A 16496-nucleotide genomic window follows, 5' to 3' on the forward strand; every position below is an offset into this window, starting at 1 on the left:
CCGATGGGACTGAGGCGGCATGAAGCACGAAATCCCTCGCGAACCATCCGACAATGAGGCGCGCACCCCCGACAATCCGGCGCAGAAGCGGTGGCAGCTCGAGCGAGTCGTCGCCGCGCTCCGCGTCTCCCGGGAGGAGACCCACAGCATCCGCCGGGATGGCGAGGCCCGCCGCGCCCCGTCTCGCGAGGCGCTTCAGGCGATCCTCGACGGTCTGACGGAGGCGCTGTTCCCGCGTCACTATGGCCAGTTCGACCTCGACGGCGAGAATATCGACTATTTCGTCGGCAACCGTCTCAGCATTGCGCTCGACGGGCTCTGCGACCAGGTTCATCGTGCCGCGCTCTTCATCGGCGACGAGCTGACGCCCGGCTTCCGGCGCGACGATGCGATCGAGCTGACGCGCAAATTTGCTTCACAGCTTCCCGACGTGCGCGGGCTGATCATCAGCGATCTCCGCGCCGCGTTCGTCGGCGATCCCGCAGCCAGGAACTTTCCGGAAATCCTGATCGGCTATCCCGGAATGACCGCGATCATCCACCACCGCCTCGCCCACATCCTTCACGGGCTGGGGGCCCGGCTTGTCGCTCGCCTGGTCGCTGAGATCGCGCATACCCGCACCGGGATCGACATTCACCCCGGCGCCAGCATCGGCTCGGGCTTCTTCATCGACCACGGCACCGGCGTCGTCATTGGAGAGACCGCCATCATCGGCGACAATGTCCGCATCTATCAAGCCGTGACGCTCGGGGCGCGCCATTTTCCGACCGATGATGAGGGCAATCTGATCAAGGGTGACGCACGCCACCCGATCGTCGAAGACGACGTCGTCATCTATGCCGGCGCGACCATTCTTGGCCGGATCACGATCGGCCGGGGATCGACGATCGGCGGCAATGTCTGGCTGACCCGGAACGTGCCGGCCAACAGTGTGGTGACACAGGCCACGGCCGGAACGCGATCGGCCTAGCCTCTCGACAACTCTCATTGTCTGCTCGCCGCATCATCTCCATTCCACAGCCTTTCCGCTAGATTCATGCTCGCATCGCGCACAACAACGTAAATCCATTTCATCGACAATTCTCTCACTGACGCCATAGAGTTCGCTCCAATCGCGCGGCATTGACGGCCCGCACCTGGACATCGAACCATGAGTAACCAACGGCAGCTTGTTCTCAACCTCTTCATCTATCCCGGCGGCCATCACGAAGCCGCGTGGCGCTACAAGGGATCTGAACCAGATCGCATTCTCGACATCACCCATTATCAGGAGCTGGCGCAGCGCGCCGAGGCGAGCAAGTTCGACGCGATCTTCTTTGCCGACGGGCCGGCGCTGGCCGACAATGTCCGTTACGCCCAGCGTTTTCGTTTCGAGCCGATCACCTGGCTCGCGGCGATCGCCGCGGTGACGAAGCGCATCGGCCTGATCGCAACCGCGTCGACCACCTATACCGAGCCTTACAATCTCGCGCGCCTGTTCGCCTCGCTCGACCACCTGAGCCAGGGCCGCGCCGGCTGGAACATCGTGACGACCAGCGCGCCGCAGGCCGCGCAGAATTTTGGCCTGCCCGAACACCCGCCGCATCACGAACGCTACGAGCGCGCCCGCGAATATCTCGACGTGATCTCGCGGCTCTGGGACAGCTGGGAGGACGACGCCTCGTCAACGATCCCGCCTCCGGCGTTTTCGCCGATACCAGCAAGATCCACACACTCGACCACGTCGGCAAACACTTCCGCGTTCGCGGCCCCCTGAACATCTCGCGCACACCGCAGGGCCGGCCGGTCTATGTGCAGGCCGGCGCTTCCGATGACGGCCGGGCCTTCGCCGCCCGTTTCGCGGAGGCGATCTTCACCGCTCATCAAACCCTGGAGTCGGCCAAGGCCTTTTATGCCGACATCAAGCGCCAGGCCCGCGCCTTCGACCGTGGTCCCGAGGAGATCAAGATCCTGCCCGGCATCAGCCCTTTCATCGGCAGCACGCAAGCTGAAGCGGACCGCCTCCAGGAGGAGTTCAACGAGCTGATTCAGCCGGAATATTCCCTGACCCAGCTGCGCCAGATGATCGGCGTCGATCTCACCGGCTACGATCTCGACGGTCCCGTCCCGCGCCACCTCATCGACACCGCGAGCGCGCGCGGCGCCGCCAGCCGCTTCAAGCTCGTGGTCGACATCGTCGATCGCGAGAAGCCGACCATTCGCCAGCTGGTGCAGCGCCTAGCCGGCGCGCGCGGTCACTGGGTCATTGCCGGCACGCCGGAGAAGATCGCCGACAATATCCAGACCTGGTTCGAGAGCGGCGCGGCGGATGGCTTCAACGTGATGCCGCCCTGGCTGCCCGGCGGCTTCGATGTCTTTGCCGAGCAGGTCGTCCCGATCCTGCGCAAGCGCGGCCTGTTTCGCGAGGACTACACCGGCACGACGCTGCGCGAGCATTACGGCCTCGCCCGTCCCGCCAGCATCTACTCCAACGCGGTCAAGGCGATCGCCTGACACCGCTTCCGCACTCACATCCCAACTCGAGACCAGTAAGAAGACATGAAGACAGCGTTGTTCCTCCTCTCCGGCCTTTTGGCTCTTTCTCCCTTCGCTGCCGGAGGCGCCTTGGCCCAGCAGCCCGCAAAGCCGGAGCTGCGGGTCGGCTTCGTGCCGGGGCCGTATATCGACGAGTTCAAGATTGGCGTCGAGCCCGAGCTGAAGAAGAAAGGTTACAAGATCCGCTATGTCGAGTTCTCGACCGGCCTTGAAGCCAACAACGCGGTGTTCAAGTCCGAGATCGACGCCAATGTGATGCAGCACACGATCTTTCTCGATTCCTACAACGAGCGGCAGAAGACCGATCTCGTCGGTATCGTCCACGTCCCCACCCCGCCGATGGGCCTCTATTCGAAGAAGCATCCGCTCGGCACACCGATCAAGCCCGGCTCGAGCGTCGCGGTGCCGAACGATCCGGTCAATTTGCAGCGCGCGCTGTGGGTGCTGCGCGACCTCGGCCTGATCGAGCTCCGCGACAGCAAGCCGGTCGACGTCAGCGAGCTCGACGTCATCAAGAATCCCGGCGGCGTCAAGCTCGTGCCGCTCGAAGCCGCGCAGGCGCCGCGCGCGCTCGACGACGTCGATTTCGCCGCCGTCCAGGGCAATTTCGCGATCTTCAGCGGGCTGAAGCTGACCAATGCCTTCGCGCTGGAGAAGATGACGACGCCCTACATCAACGTTCTCGCCGTGAAGAAGGCCAACGCGAACGCCGATTGGGCGCAGGACATCGTCGCCGGCTACAAATCGCCGACGTTCAGGACGGCGATCCTGGCCGACCGTTTCTATGACGGCTTCACCTTGCCCGACTACATGAAGTGAAGGGACATGCGGAGCAACCGCAGGAAACGGCGCCGGCATGTTCGAATTCACCCTGGAATGGACCGGCCTTCGTTCTCCCACCGAGCGGGCGATCGAGGCGAGAGCGGTGACGGATCGCATCGGCAGGCATGAGACCTTGATCCTGCCGCTGGTCCTGACGATCGCGTTCCTGTTCGTGCTCGGTCTCATGACGGGAGCACATCTGCATGAGCGCGCCGACCGGAGCCTGCTCTATGCACCGTTCAGCAGCATGGGCATGCCCATGCTTGTCGTGCTGCCGGACTCCTGCCGCAAACCGCTGAACGTCGGTTCCACACCGCGCCTGCGGCACGCCGACGTGCTCGCGCTGCTCGCGAACGACTGATCCAACGCCCCTGCGCCCGGTGATCCCCATGAAAATCGTCCCTTGCGAAACGGCGCCACGGAATTTTTTGCTCGGACCAATGACAGCTTCAGCACGATCCAACCAAACTGATCGTCGCCAACGCCTGGCGATGTTCAACGTCTTGTCACCCGTGATAGCCTTGCCGGGTTCTCGCCCCACAATGTTGTCCGGAGTGAACATGAGCTACGTCGTCTCGCTGCATTCAAGCTTCGCCAGTTGGCTCGAACAGGCACGCGGATGGTTCCGGCGCTCGCTGCGGCCGCAGACAGGCGGTGAGAGCGGCGATCAGGACGACCTTTACGAGATTTTCCTGTTCGGGCCCCACGGCTGACAATTCTGCATAAGTGCCGGCCCCGCGCCTCCCCTGACACAAAGGTAATGAGACATGACCGACGCTGCGTTGCAGCTCGCCGAGACTGGCCGCCGCCTCGATGCCATCGACCGCAAGATCCTGACGGTGCTCCAGGAGGACGCCTCGCTCTCGGTGGCCGAGATCGGCGACCGGGTCGGTCTGTCGTCGACGCCGTGCTGGAAGCGCATCCAGCGGCTGGAGGCCGACGGCGTGATCCTGAAGCGCGTTGCGCTGGTCGACCAGAACAAGATCGGTCTTGGCCTCTCGGTGTTCGTCTCCGTGGAAAGCTCCGATCACTCGGATTCGTGGCTGAAGCGCTTCGCCGCGGCGGTCAGCGCCATGCCCGAGGTGATGGAATTCTACCGAATGGCCGGCGACGTCGACTACATGCTGCGCGTCGTCATTCCGGACATGCAGAGCTACGACGTGTTCTACAAGAAGCTGATCCACGCCGTCCCGCTCAAGAACGTCACCTCCCGCTTCGCGATGGAGAAGATCAAGTCGATTACGGCCCTGCCGGTCCCGGCCGTGATGATAGAGTAAAACACAATGCGGTCTCGCAGGACGGCTGATTGACCACGACGCGACTACGTCCATAGATCCCGCGGCAGCGACCGCTCGGCCCGCGCTGGGCCATGGATCTGCACGGAGCGCTCGACGCCGGAGCGCTACGACCGGGCGCACGACATCGCGGAAAGATCGTGGATTTCCGATGCCGGTGGTGGCGCAGAAGCGAAATGCCCCTCCAACCGAACAATCCCGTTCTGGTTCTGCGGCGAGCGATACCCGGACAGAACAGGCTATCCGTTCTGCCCGCCCTAATATCCCATTCTACGACGAGCACGCAATCGGCCTGTAGCATTGAACATACGTGCTGTATTGCACGGCGCGAAGATACAGGAACCAACGGAAAAGGATAATCGCGCTGCAATCCGACGTACCGTCGTGCGACCACAAAAACATCGCACGCACCATAGCCGTCTTGTTCTCGGCGACCACTCCCGTAAGTTATTGAACAGGAAGAGTTCTTGAGTGGTGGGCGCACCAGGGCTCGAACCTGGGACCCGCTGATTAAGAGTCCCGACGATCATCAATCCTACCAAGGGCATAAAGCCCCGTTGATTGCATTATGGTATTGAGACTGCTGCAAACCGGATTCTTGGCGGAAAATCCACCAAATCCACGTTTCGAACTTCCTACAGCGTTTCCGTGCACTCTGTTTAGCCCCCAACGAGGAGGTGCGGACGCTTTCGAACGCCTCAATCGCGGACTTTAGGCCCTATGGCCGCCTCCAGAGCCTAACGCCGTCTTTTTCTGGGAGGGCGCGAAGGAGACCTGACCGCAGCTTTCTTGCTGACTTTTGCTCTAGTCGAGGTTTTCTTCTTTGCATTTGCCTTTTTCGCTCTTGCCGCGTTCGTTTTCTTCGCTTTCGCAACCGCCCTCTGGACTACCTTGGTCTTGGGCTTCTTGGCGGCTTTCGCGGACTTCTTTCCGGTGGCTTTTGACTTTGCTTTCTTACGAAACTGCGAAACATCGATCGATGCGATCTCAGGTTGTGGGCCGCCAACGGCCGCACCCGATATCCCGACTGCCATCTTCTTAAGGTGGGCGACGACCTCCGTAAATGTCAGAGCGGCCCCCTTCTTCCTCGACCAACCCCGAGGTCTGTGCTTCTGGTGAACCAACAACAGGATGCCGTGCCGTCCGTCATTGGCGCGTAGGTAGCGCCCGCAGAGCTGCATTACGAGCGCGTCTTCAAGCTGCTTCAAGGTCCAGCTTTCCGCAACTTTGACCTCGATGGGCATCGTCGCATCCGTAGGCTTACACCGAAGCCGGATGTCGGGCTCCCTTTCGTCTGCAACATGAACTTCACGATCAACCGAATAGGATCGCCCCTGCTTGAGCGTCATTCGGTCCGCCAGCCACCGTTGCACGCGGCTTTCCTTGGGCAATAGCGCTAGCGTCTCGCCTTGCTGATACTCGTCGTTGACGAGATCGTGCTGCATATCCTCAAGCCGCTGTAAAGCAAGCCGTTGAAGATCGACAGCCGTATGAGGCTGCGTTTCCGCAGTGGTCTCGAATTCCATCGCATCGCGCGCGGCCCATGGAGCCATTTCTGAATCGATCGCGGCGCGTTCGATCTTCAGTTCCTGAAGATAAGCCTTCGGGACGGTAATATCGCGGTCCGATTGCATTCTCACGATTGCGTCGAACGCTGCACGGCCGGGCATCGTGGCGATACGTTTGAAAACCGCGCCTCTGGCATGTTCGGCATCATCGCGATCCGTTGGCGAGTAGACCTCACCGCTAACGTGCCCGATGTCTTCTGCCGTGCGGATCGTTCGATACGCAAGGCGAACCAATCGCTCCAGTTCTTCCAATGGGAAGTTCTCGACAATCACTTCGTCGCGGCTAAATTGGCCGCCAAACACACGCGGAAGCACGCGCTGGACCAGCGCCGCCTGATCATCGATCTCGACTTTATCCAGCCGCTCGATGATCAGCTTCGTGGCAGCACGCGCATCAAGCGCGAATAAAGTCGCGGCATACTGGGTTGAGCTGTCGAGGTCAGTCGAAAGGCGGACTCTTTTGGCGGCGATAGCCTTCAGCCGATCGCGCTCGCCGTCCTTTGCGTGTTGCGCAATGCGAAGCAACAGGGACAGCGGCCGCGACGCCATGCTCTCGTTCCGCTCGATTTCATCGATTGCAACAGGCGCGAGCAGCTCCGTAATATTGTCGTTCCCATTGGCGAGGTTTTGGGCGACGCCAAAGCTTGGCGCATCAGGCGGCCGCGCAAGTTCGGCCTTCAATTCGCGCTCCAAAACCTCACAGACGATATCGGGCTTGTGCGTTGCAAGTTCCGAAAGCCACTTGGGGAACCCCGTAAGCTCCAACGTGCCATACTCAGCCGCACGCCTTGCGTCGCTTTCGCTCAGATCGCGAGCCCAATTCGGATTGCCGTGCGCCTCGATGGTGATCGCGGCAATGCCCATCGAATCGAAGTTTCGACGTTGGCTAAGTTCTTCATTCTTGCGCGCGCTTCTGATCCAAGGCTTCCACGGCCGCCAATGCGCAATTAGCGCGGCACGAAAGGCGTCTGTAGCCTCCCGGCCAATCATCGGCTCTAATGGCGCGACCGTATCGAGCGCGTACTGCCTATCGGACGACGCATCCCGCAAAAGACGCCAGAGGTGATAAACTCGGGAGTCGGCGGTTTTCTCGGTTGTCGGCTGCGCTTTACGGAGCTTGTCCGGATCGTTCCTCATCTCCGCCGCGAAATCAGTCCATGATTTGTCGTGCGCCGCACGCTCCAAGGCATTCCGCTTTTTCAGTGCCTCGTACTCCTTTTCACTCTTAACCAACTCAGGCGGTTTTGGAGCCGGTGTTGTCCAAGCGGCGAACGCTGCTTTCAGATCGGCGTCTTCCCCAACCGCTTGCGCGATCCGGTCGCGCAATGCGTCGGGCCGGCCGAGGTCGCGCCAGACTAACATCGCCGTGTCGATAGCGAGCCGCCGCTCACTACCAAGTGTCCTGCCTTGCGCGTCCGCAAGCAGCCAGTCGATGTCCTCTTCGACCATATCCAGCGGCCAGCCAACCAACGACATGTCGAAGATCGAGGTGATCTCCCGTCCCGCAAGCATACGATGCCCGCGCAGTTTTTCAGCGAACCGCCAGAACGCCAGCCGACGCCGATCCGGCGTCTTCTTCAGTTCCGCGACAAGTTCTGGGCGCGCCTCCCGCGCGCGGTGGGATGACGCTCGAAGGCTGTCCCCAATTCGAGCGACAGCGTCGAGAGCGGGCTCTGGCGCTTGTGTCGATGGAGAAAGTTCAAGAAGCCGCGTCGCGGCGGCGCTGACCATCGGAAAATAGGCAGCCTCTCGCTTGGTTTCTTCGCGGTCGCCCGCTGATGGGCTTCCGCCCAGTTGAGCGAGCGCGCCTCTAAGGAATGTTTCAAGATCAGCGGCAGAAGCAATTTTCGGTACAAGTTTCGGGCCGATATAATCCAAACCGAGACCACCATCGCGGTCGGTCACGTTGATCCGGGACAGAATATCCAGCGCATCATCGATCGTGAGTGCCGAAGGAAAGATCGTCCCTAACGCATCCCACACCACCGTGGCGGGCTGCTTAACCGCGTGCTTTCTTACGCGCGCGGCATAGCTAACAAGGGCTTCATGCTTGCCCGTCGCCATAAGGGCCCGGCCAGCAAGGATGGAGGTATAGCGCTTTCTCGACACGTCGAGAGTCACGTCTTCTGCCAAGTCGGCTAATTCTTCAATCTTGCCCGCCCAGATAATGCGCAGGAGGAGTTGCTCGACCTCGTCGTGTTTCGCGTGCGCTTTGAACAACCGACGGATTTCGGGGGCGAGATCGGCACGGGCAAAACGCCGTAGGCCGTCAAAATCAATGATCGGCACGCGCTCACCGCTCACGACACGTTTGACAACCTCGCGCAGCAAACGTTCACGCGTCGCGAGTGGAAGGGACTGGGGATCGCCTGACGACAGGAGCAAGAACGGGTTCCACTTTGCGACCTCTCCGGCAACAGTATCATCCCACAACGACAACCAAGCCGCCGTCTCCTGCATCGACAGCTTGATGACCGGCACGCCGTACGTATCCGCAAACAACAGATCATGCAGATGACGCTTCGAGAGATTCGCCTTGCTTAGGCGCAAAAGCCAGCGTGCGGCTAGAAACCCGCGAACGACGCCTTCATTATCGTTGTGCAGCCGAGCCCGGCCATAGGTCGCAGGATCGAATACAGCCCGTGTGATAAGGCGTGCGCGATCCTGCGGCGACCAATCAGGCAGCACGTCTGCTAGATCAACTGCGCTTTGATCGGCGGTGAGATCGATTTCGCCGTCGGGAATCGCGATCGTGTCTTTCCGCCCAAAGACAAGTGCCGCAGCGACACGCTCAAGACCGGCTGCGGCGCGTTCTGCGGCCAAGTCATCCCGCCGCGTGCGATCCGTGTTCGATTCTTGCAACCGCTCCGCAATGCAAACCCGCAACATCTCCCCGAGCGAACCGAGGCGACGATTAGCCCTCCAAAATTCGGTGAGCCAATCGAGGTCGAGCGGGCGGCGCGCGAACTGCCACAAGTTTCCGCTTTCGATTTGCTCAAGGAGCCCATTGACGTCATCGATTCCCTTTCCTTCGGCAAACTGGCGCACGCGCGCCTCGTCTAGCCCGGTCATCACGACCACAAGAACGTCCTCGGGAGGCGTCGGCGTGTCAAGGCGCTCACGATGTATCACGCTAATGACAAGCTCATCCGGCGTAGGCGCTGACGGCAATTCTTCATCAGGCGGCATAGCCAGCGCGTCGCGCACGAGACCAAGATCACGGCGGAATTCCCAATCCGTGTAACGGCCCGAGAGGATGATATGCGCACGCCGCTCGCAGCCGGAAATCGCATCCGCGAGGTTTGCAACAACGGTTCGGAGTTTTACGCCGTCGCTTTTAGCCTCATCGACGGAGTCAACGAAGAACCACGCCTCTTGATCGGACTTCCGCCACGCCGCCAAGCGTTTGCGATCCGAAACTCGCAGGGCACCTTCAAGGCCTAAGCGGCCGACATCCTCGACGGTAGCGTAAAACGCTTGGCCTACGCTCTCCGGCACAGCGCGCGACTGCGCGACCATTTCGGTCGACTTGCCGCTACCCGCCTCCGCAAGGAAAACGACGCGGCGGCGCTTCAGGAGATCAGCCCACCCTAAGGTCGAATCTGTCCGGCCGAACCGAGCCACGAGATTGGGATCAGTCGAGCCGTCGTCCTTGCACTCGACAAATCGCCTATTGAGTTCGATCGGCATGGGAAGGTGGGTTCAAGCCAACTCAGGACGGTGATTCGTCCGAGCGTGAGATCAGTCTAATTCGACGCTCCCACCTAAAAAAGGGGCTTTTTCTGCCTTCTCCGGGCTAATAAAGCGCGCCTGGTTGCTTGGCGAAAACCCTCTGCCGAGTGATCGTTTCGAGAAACTGTTCCGGCAAGACACGCTCAACAACAGCGAGGAAAGCCTTCTGCTCAAGTGGAATAGTGGTGAGCGAGAAAGGATCGATTTTGGTCATTATTTACGTCCCTCCCCTATCTGTTTTGGATTGAGCGGTTGCAGCACGGATTTATCAAGCAGCCCAACCTCCACAAAACTATGCTTGATGGGAAACGACCGGAAGCTTTCGTAAATCCAATGCCGCAATATCTTCGCGTCAACTCCGATCTCATGGAGCAGCAACGTATGGTATAGGGTGGCAAGGGCCGTGCTCCTCTTATCTAGATCATCAATAAAGCTGGCGGAAGACGCGACGTTTTGGGGCCTACCGAAGTGGGATATGTCATTACGCAACTTTGCACATATGTTGCAGAATTCGCGCAAGCGGCCCTCTTCGATTCCAATCGGGAGAGTTTTGAATGCGTCGAACATCCGTTGAGCGAGCGCCGGTTCGTGGGCATGGCTCAACCTCTCGCGGAGCCATTTCTGATCCTTTGGCGCTGAGACCTGACCAATGACCCGTTCAATTTTTTTGGCCAGACGATCAGATATCGTCGCAGAATGTTTCGTTCGATGAAATGCTTCAATTCCCCAAATCAGGTTTACGAACCGGTGCTCCTCGTACAACTTTAGTCCGCGTCGAGTGCCGAGATATAAATAGAACCCGGCACCGAACATTCCGTGCTTCTTTTGCCAATTCGACCATATCGAACCAAACTCACTCCTGAGCTGCACGAAATTTGTCCAACATTCGTGCCATTTTGGCGCTATAGCCGACTGCTTGCTACCGTGCCTCAAGAAGTACCATTTGCAATGCCGGTCTTTGTTGAGTGAGACTATCGGCCATTCCAGGCAGTAGTCCGAATCTGTAAGAAGGATAAATAGATCTTCGAGCAGACTATATTTGGTCTTTAGATCTTCCAGGAGTGACGGTCTCTTTGGTTTCCAAACAAGCGAGGCCGACTCTTTCAGCGACAACACACTCGTTCGATGTTTACCCGGAAATGGCTCCCCCGCGATGTGATAATTGATCGAAAGCCTTCCGTCATTCTGGGCGTAGACGGCATCTTTTGGCTTCTTATATTTTGCAGATAACGCCGAGTTTCTTTTTACTGTTTCAATGGAGCCCAGTCGCAACCAATCCTCAAAGCCATCCAGTTGAACTTCTAGTTCTCGTATTTTTGGCACCGCTTCACCGGCTAAAAACGCGCTATTTCCCACAAGGCAATCCATCGCTGAGAAGCGTTCGTAGGATATGCCGTTCGTATTAAATTGCCCCCCGTTTCTGATAAGGTTCAGTAGTAGCACCCGCTGGCTCGTGTCCTTGAGAAGGCCTTGAATGCATCTCTTTTCGGGATGTCGTTCCTGACGCGTGACTATCGCCGCCATGGGGCCATGCTCATTTGCGAGATAGCCGTCCAACTCAAGAGAAATACGGCCTACCTCATCGATCTTAAGTGCACCGAAGACATGAGCATCAGGGGCTAACAGTACATCTGGAACAGGCTCATCATGCCACCAAAATACTCCGCGCGCTTCCAGGACAGCCATTTTCGAAAACCCTAAAGCTTCATTTGTTCAGCTCTGAAGACTGTGTAAGCTCCACACACAAAGAATCAACTGCTGGGTTGCATTTGGGCATGCGGTATGGGGCCTTCCGTCCTGCGACCGTCATCTCGCTTCTGTGCCTCAGTGCAGCCGACTACGAAGGTACAGCCGTTGTCGTGGACGGCGACACGATCGAGCTGCACGTCGGCGATAAGGTTGTCCGGTGCGCCTCTGCGGAATCAATAGTCCAGAAGCACGACACGCGGGCGGCCCCGAATTCGAATGCTCAATGATTGAAAGCCGTGTAAAGGGAGTGCTGCTGCCGACGTGCCGTTTTCCCTGAGTTGCATCGCTTTTCTCTGGCAAGCAATGGCTGTTGGGCTGTACTATAGCACTCATTTCCCATGACCGAGTTGTTCACCCTTGCCCCGCGTTCGCCTCATCGACATCCGAAATTTTCGCTGCCTAAAGACATTCACGTGGAGACCGGCCGAGGGCTTGAACTGCCTCATCGGACCAGGCGATGCGGGAAAATCCTCCGTCCTCAATGCGATCGACCTATGCCTTGGCGCGCGCCGCAACATTTCGTTTTCAGACACGGATTTCCATGGCCTTGATGTGACCGAGCCGGTCTCAATCTCGATCACTATCGGTGAGCTGGATGACGGTCTCAAGAGCATGGAGACTTATGGCAACTACCTGCGATCATTTAATGCCGCGACGGGCGTGATCGACGACGAACCGGAGCACGGCGCGGAGACGGTTCTCACCCTGAACCTGACCGTCAAGAGCGATCTTGAGCCGGTATGGACACTGGTGTCCGGGCGTTCCGAGGCGCAGGGCCAAACTCGCTACCTCACATGGAGTGATCGCATCAGGCTTTGCGCGACGCGGATCGGCGCTTACGCCGAGAACGATTTGGCGTGGCGGCGTGGCTCGGTGCTGACCAAGCTTTCCGATGAAAAGGCTGAGACCTCTGGCGCGATGGCCGAGGCTGCACGGCAAGCCCGAGCCACCTTCGGCGACATGGCCGAAAAGCAGTTATCGGTAACGCTCGGGATAGTTGGCGACACGGCCCGCGACCTCGGGATTGATATTGGCGCGCATCCCAAGGCATTGCTTGATGCGCATTCCGTGTCATTCAGTGGCGGCACTATTGCCCTTCACAACGAAGACGGTATTCCGCTTCGTGGGCTCGGTACGGGCTCGGCACGATTGCTGGTTGCCGGCCTGCAACGCAAAGCCGCCAAAGATGCGACCATCATCCTGATTGACGAGGTGGAACATGGGTTGGAGCCACACCGGCTTATCCGACTCCTTCATTCCATTGGCTCAAAGGAAGAGCCACCACCGCTGCAAGCGTTCTTGACGACGCATTCGCCCGTAACCGTCCGCGAATTGTCGGCGAACCAGCTGACGGTACTTCGGCATGGCAAAGATGGGCACAAAGCCGTACTCGTCGGATCGAAACCCACCATCCAAGGCACGGTTCGGATGTGCCCGGAGGCATTCTTGAGCTCGTCGGTCTTGGTGTGCGAAGGCGCAAGCGAAGTTGGCCTTGTGCGCGGCATCGATCAGTTCCGGGCGTCGCAAGGCACAATCACCATGGAGGCCCTTGGCCTCGCACTTGTCGACGCCAAGGGCAGCGACAACATTTATTCGCGCGCCAAAGCGTTCCGCAGCCTGGGCTACCGCACAAACGTCTTGCGTGATGATGACGTGCAGCCCGATAAAGCAGCAGAAGGTATCTTCGTTAAGGTCGTCGGAGCGATATTCAAATGGCGCGCGGGACGCGCGCTCGAAGATGAATTATTCGACGCCCTGCCCTTCGATGCCGTGACGAAGCTGCTGGAATATGCCGTCACACTGCACGGCGAGGAACTGGTCGGCGAACACATCAAATCGATCTCTGCCGGGAAATTGACCCTCAAGGATTGCCGGGCAAGCATCACCAAGGATATCCGCGCCTGCCTGACGAAGGCATGCGCGACAAAAAGCGCTGCGTGGTTCAAAAATGTGACGGCGATGGAGCATTGCGGCCGGGAAATCGTCGGGCCAGCTTTGGCGAAATGCGATGCCGAGTTCCGCGCGATCGTTGAGGGCGTGTTCGCGTGGATCGAAGATGGCCGGTCCTGAAATCGATTTGCTCAGCGTCGAGAAAGGCGCAATCACCGCTCCCGCAGGGAGCGGCAAGACCCAGCTGATCGCTAGTGCTTTGTCGCGGCACGAGCGGTCAAAGCCAATCCTTGTTCTGACGCATACCAATGCCGGCGTGGCCGCGCTCAGGGGCCGGCTTGATCGTGCGGGCATTGCTCCATCTAAGTATCGCTTGGCCACGCTCGATGGCTTCGCCATGCGGTTGATCTCGATGTTTCCAAAGCGCAGCGGCCACGATCCAGCGATACTTGAGCTAGCTTCGCCAGGGACGAACTATCCGGCCATCCGCAAGGCCGCGGCGGCGCTGCTCAATGAAGAACATCTCGATGAAATCCTCGCAGCAACGTATGACCGCCTCTTTGTCGATGAATATCAGGACTGCTCGCAAGTCCAGCATGAGATGGTAGTGTTCCTTTCTGATCCGCTGCACTGCTGCGTGCTGGGCGATCCCATGCAAGCTATCTTCGGCTTCAAGGGTAACGCGCTCGTCGATTGGGATGCTGATGTCCTTGCCAGTTTCGGTGATGCAGGCGAATTGAAGACGCCTTGGCGGTGGATCAACGCGGGTGAGAAAGCGTTCGGTGAATGGCTGCTCGGCGTTCGCAAAACGCTTCTGGCCGGTGGCAGCATCGATCTTGCTTCAGCGCCAAGGAATGTAGTTCACATCGCGCTCGACGGATCGGATGATCACGCGCTGCGCCTCAAGGCGTGTTTGACGAAGGCGCCGACTGCCGATGGATCGGTTCTCATTATCGCCGATTCTACCAAGCCGACGGAACAACGGCGTTTCGCTAGGCAAACGCCCGGCGCTGTCGTCGCAGAAAGCGTGGACCTGCGCGATCTTGTGGATTTTGCGCGCGCATTCGATCTGAGCGCCAGCAACGCACTCTATCGCCTTGTCCAATTCGCGTCTCAGGTAATGGTGAACGTGGGACCCGAAGACTTGCTCGCCCGCGTCGACAGTCTTCAATCCGGCAAAGCTAGGAAGGGCCCGACCGAGACCGAACAGGCGGCCTTGGCATTCGCGGACAAACCCAGTTATGCCGGAGCGTCTGCGTTGCTGGCTGCCATCAACAAGGACGGAGGCGTGCGTGCCCATCGCCCGCCGGTTCTGCGGGGATGTCACAAGATGTTTCAGCTATGCGGTTCGGCGGATGGACCATCCATTTATGACGCCGCGGTTCAGGTCCGAGAACAATCGCGCCTCATTGGCAGACCCTTGGCAAAACGCACCGTTGGCAGCACGCTCCTGCTTAAGGGTCTGGAAGCGGATGTCGCGGTGATCCTAAATCCAGAAGTCATGGACCATAACCACCTATACGTCGCGATGACGCGCGGGAGCCGTACACTCGTTACCTGTTCTGACACCAACGTCCTTAACCCGTAGGACGAGCCAGCGCAGTTTTCTTCGGACGATAAGCCAGGCGAGCACGCTTTCGGCGCCGCTGCTAGGACCCAGCACGCACGGCGCCGATCCGTAACAATATCCCTTGACCTGTTACACTCATTTGTGGAACACATCAACGGTCGATGAGCTGTTCCGGCAGGCCAGCACCGAGCGCGATGAAGCCCGACGCGCCGATCAATTCCGCCAGATTCAGAGGATCACCAGCGAGGACCTGCCGGCATTGCCGCTGGTGGCGCTGAACACGACCATCGTCAGCAACGCTCGTGTCCGGGATCTGTACAATAGCGTCGATCTCACCGCGGGCGACTTTTCCGACGCCTGGCTCGGCGGCTGACCAGAGCGGCTGGGACTAGCCAGGACTGCGCGCGAGAAACGGACGGACAGCATCGAGCACGGCTTCAGGCTACTCTTCCGGCTGAAGATGACCGCCGGGAATGGCCCAGCCGTCAACTTCATTCGCCCAGCTCTTCCAGATGTGAAGCGGCGTATTCGTATCGCTGAACGGTCCCTCTTCCCACAGCACAAGCACCGGGCAATCGAGAACCTTTCCGGCAGCGCGATCAGCGAGATCATGCTCATGGTCTATGCTCGCACCGGCCCGATAGTCCTGCATCATCGCGTGCCGCACCTCGGGTCGACGAAATGCCTCCCGATAGGCAGCACGGGCGTCGTCTGACAAGGCGCCGGCATCCTTGGCCATTTTCCGCAGCGTCCAGTCCAGGAAGAAGTCGGGATCGCCGCTCAACAGACGTTCCGGCAAGTCATAGGGTTGCGCAAACAACAGCCAGTGATAAGCCCCGAGCGCGAAATCCTTGCCGGCGCATGCCCACACCTCGCTGGTCGGAATGACGGTCAGGGATACGAAAGCCCGTACGGAGTCCCGGTGATCCAATGCCATGCGGTACCCGACCCGAGCACCGCGGTCGTGCCCGATGACGGCAAAACGATCGAACCCAAACCGCTTCATCACGGCGACCTGATCGCTCGCCATCGTGCGCTTGGAATAAGCCGATGCGTTGGCCTGCTGCGGTCCGCGGCTGTCGCCATATCCCCGCAGGTCCGTGGCGACGACGGTGTAGTCGCGCGCCAGAAAGGGAGCGACGTGACGCCAAGCGACGTGGGTCTGCGGATGTCCGTGGAGCAGTAGCAGTGGAGGACCGTTCCCACCTATGAACGTGGCGATCGTCGCACCTTCGGTCTGGACATCATAGCGCTGGAACCCGTCGAGCATGGCAGCCTGTCCCGTGATCCTTCGAAGGACGCGTACTGGCAGTCATTGCCATCCTCGCGACCTGA

General features: G+C 59.3%; 12 protein-coding genes and 1 pseudogene. 9 read left to right on the forward strand and 4 right to left on the reverse strand.

Annotated features, from left to right (window positions below; genetic code table 11):
• The first annotated feature begins 19 nt into the window (after nt 1–19).
• From epsC to FXB38_RS09650, 6 genes and pseudogenes are all read left to right on the forward strand, one after another.
• Nucleotides 20–970 carry a serine O-acetyltransferase EpsC gene (epsC, locus tag FXB38_RS09630; RefSeq protein WP_148750628.1) on the forward strand — a complete coding sequence of 317 codons (951 nt, stop codon included), beginning with the start codon at nt 20–22 and terminating at the stop codon, nt 968–970.
• 180 nt (nt 971–1150) lie between these two features.
• A pseudogene (locus tag FXB38_RS09635) lies at nt 1151–2493 on the forward strand (LLM class flavin-dependent oxidoreductase).
• Nucleotides 2494–2538: 45 nt separating this feature from the next.
• Entirely contained in the window at nt 2539–3354 is an 816-nt protein-coding gene (locus FXB38_RS09640) for a MetQ/NlpA family ABC transporter substrate-binding protein (RefSeq protein WP_148750629.1), read from the forward strand.
• Nucleotides 3355–3391: 37 nt separating this feature from the next.
• A complete protein-coding gene (locus FXB38_RS09645; RefSeq protein WP_148750630.1) occupies nt 3392–3718 on the forward strand; it encodes a hypothetical protein in 327 nt (108 codons plus the stop codon).
• 199 nt (nt 3719–3917) lie between these two features.
• Nucleotides 3918–4070 carry a hypothetical protein gene (locus FXB38_RS42635; RefSeq protein WP_187434769.1) on the forward strand — a complete coding sequence of 51 codons (153 nt, stop codon included), beginning with the start codon at nt 3918–3920 and terminating at the stop codon, nt 4068–4070.
• 54 nt (nt 4071–4124) lie between these two features.
• Nucleotides 4125–4634: an Lrp/AsnC family transcriptional regulator gene (locus tag FXB38_RS09650; RefSeq protein ID WP_148750631.1), complete on the forward strand. Its 510-nt coding sequence runs from the start codon at nt 4125–4127 to the stop codon at nt 4632–4634.
• A gap of 755 nt (nt 4635–5389) precedes the next feature.
• Here the strand turns inward: FXB38_RS09650 and hyoA are convergent.
• The 3 genes from hyoA to FXB38_RS09660 all read right to left on the reverse strand — a co-directional run bounded on the left by hyoA (nt 5390) and on the right by FXB38_RS09660 (nt 11638).
• Nucleotides 5390–9910 carry an NACHT domain-containing antiphage protein HyoA gene (gene hyoA, locus FXB38_RS09655; RefSeq protein WP_148750632.1) on the reverse strand — a complete coding sequence of 1507 codons (4521 nt, stop codon included), beginning with the start codon at nt 9908–9910 and terminating at the stop codon, nt 5390–5392.
• 106 nt (nt 9911–10016) lie between these two features.
• Nucleotides 10017–10166 (reverse strand): hypothetical protein, encoded by a 150-nt coding sequence (locus FXB38_RS42640; protein WP_187434770.1) that lies wholly within the window; start codon nt 10164–10166, stop codon nt 10017–10019.
• On the reverse strand, nt 10166–11638 hold the full coding sequence (locus tag FXB38_RS09660; protein ID WP_148750633.1) for an ApeA N-terminal domain 1-containing protein: 1473 nt from the start codon (nt 11636–11638) through the stop codon (nt 10166–10168). Before FXB38_RS09660 ends, FXB38_RS42640 begins: the two co-directional genes overlap by 1 nt.
• Nucleotides 11639–12058: 420 nt before the next feature.
• On the opposite strand from FXB38_RS09660, the gene FXB38_RS09665 reads away from it, so the two are divergent.
• The 3 genes from FXB38_RS09665 (at nt 12059) to FXB38_RS09675 (ending at nt 15534) form a co-directional block, all read left to right on the forward strand.
• Nucleotides 12059–13771, forward strand: a complete 1713-nt coding sequence (locus FXB38_RS09665; protein ID WP_148750634.1) for an ATP-dependent nuclease — start codon at nt 12059–12061, stop codon at nt 13769–13771.
• The gene (locus FXB38_RS09670; RefSeq protein WP_148750635.1) at nt 13758–15179 is read left to right on the forward strand and encodes a UvrD-helicase domain-containing protein; all 1422 of its coding nucleotides are present in this window, start codon (nt 13758–13760) and stop codon (nt 15177–15179) included. Before FXB38_RS09665 ends, FXB38_RS09670 begins: the two co-directional genes overlap by 14 nt.
• A gap of 103 nt (nt 15180–15282) precedes the next feature.
• Entirely contained in the window at nt 15283–15534 is a 252-nt protein-coding gene (locus FXB38_RS09675) for a hypothetical protein (protein ID WP_187434771.1), read from the forward strand.
• A gap of 69 nt (nt 15535–15603) precedes the next feature.
• Here the strand turns inward: FXB38_RS09675 and FXB38_RS09680 are convergent, their stop codons facing one another.
• On the reverse strand, nt 15604–16431 hold the full coding sequence (locus FXB38_RS09680; RefSeq protein ID WP_148750636.1) for an alpha/beta fold hydrolase: 828 nt from the start codon (nt 16429–16431) through the stop codon (nt 15604–15606).
• Nucleotides 16432–16496 lie beyond the last annotated feature (65 nt).

The sequence above is a fragment of the Bradyrhizobium cytisi genome, assembly GCF_008123515.1.
GTDB lineage: Bacteria > Pseudomonadota > Alphaproteobacteria > Rhizobiales > Xanthobacteraceae > Bradyrhizobium > Bradyrhizobium cytisi.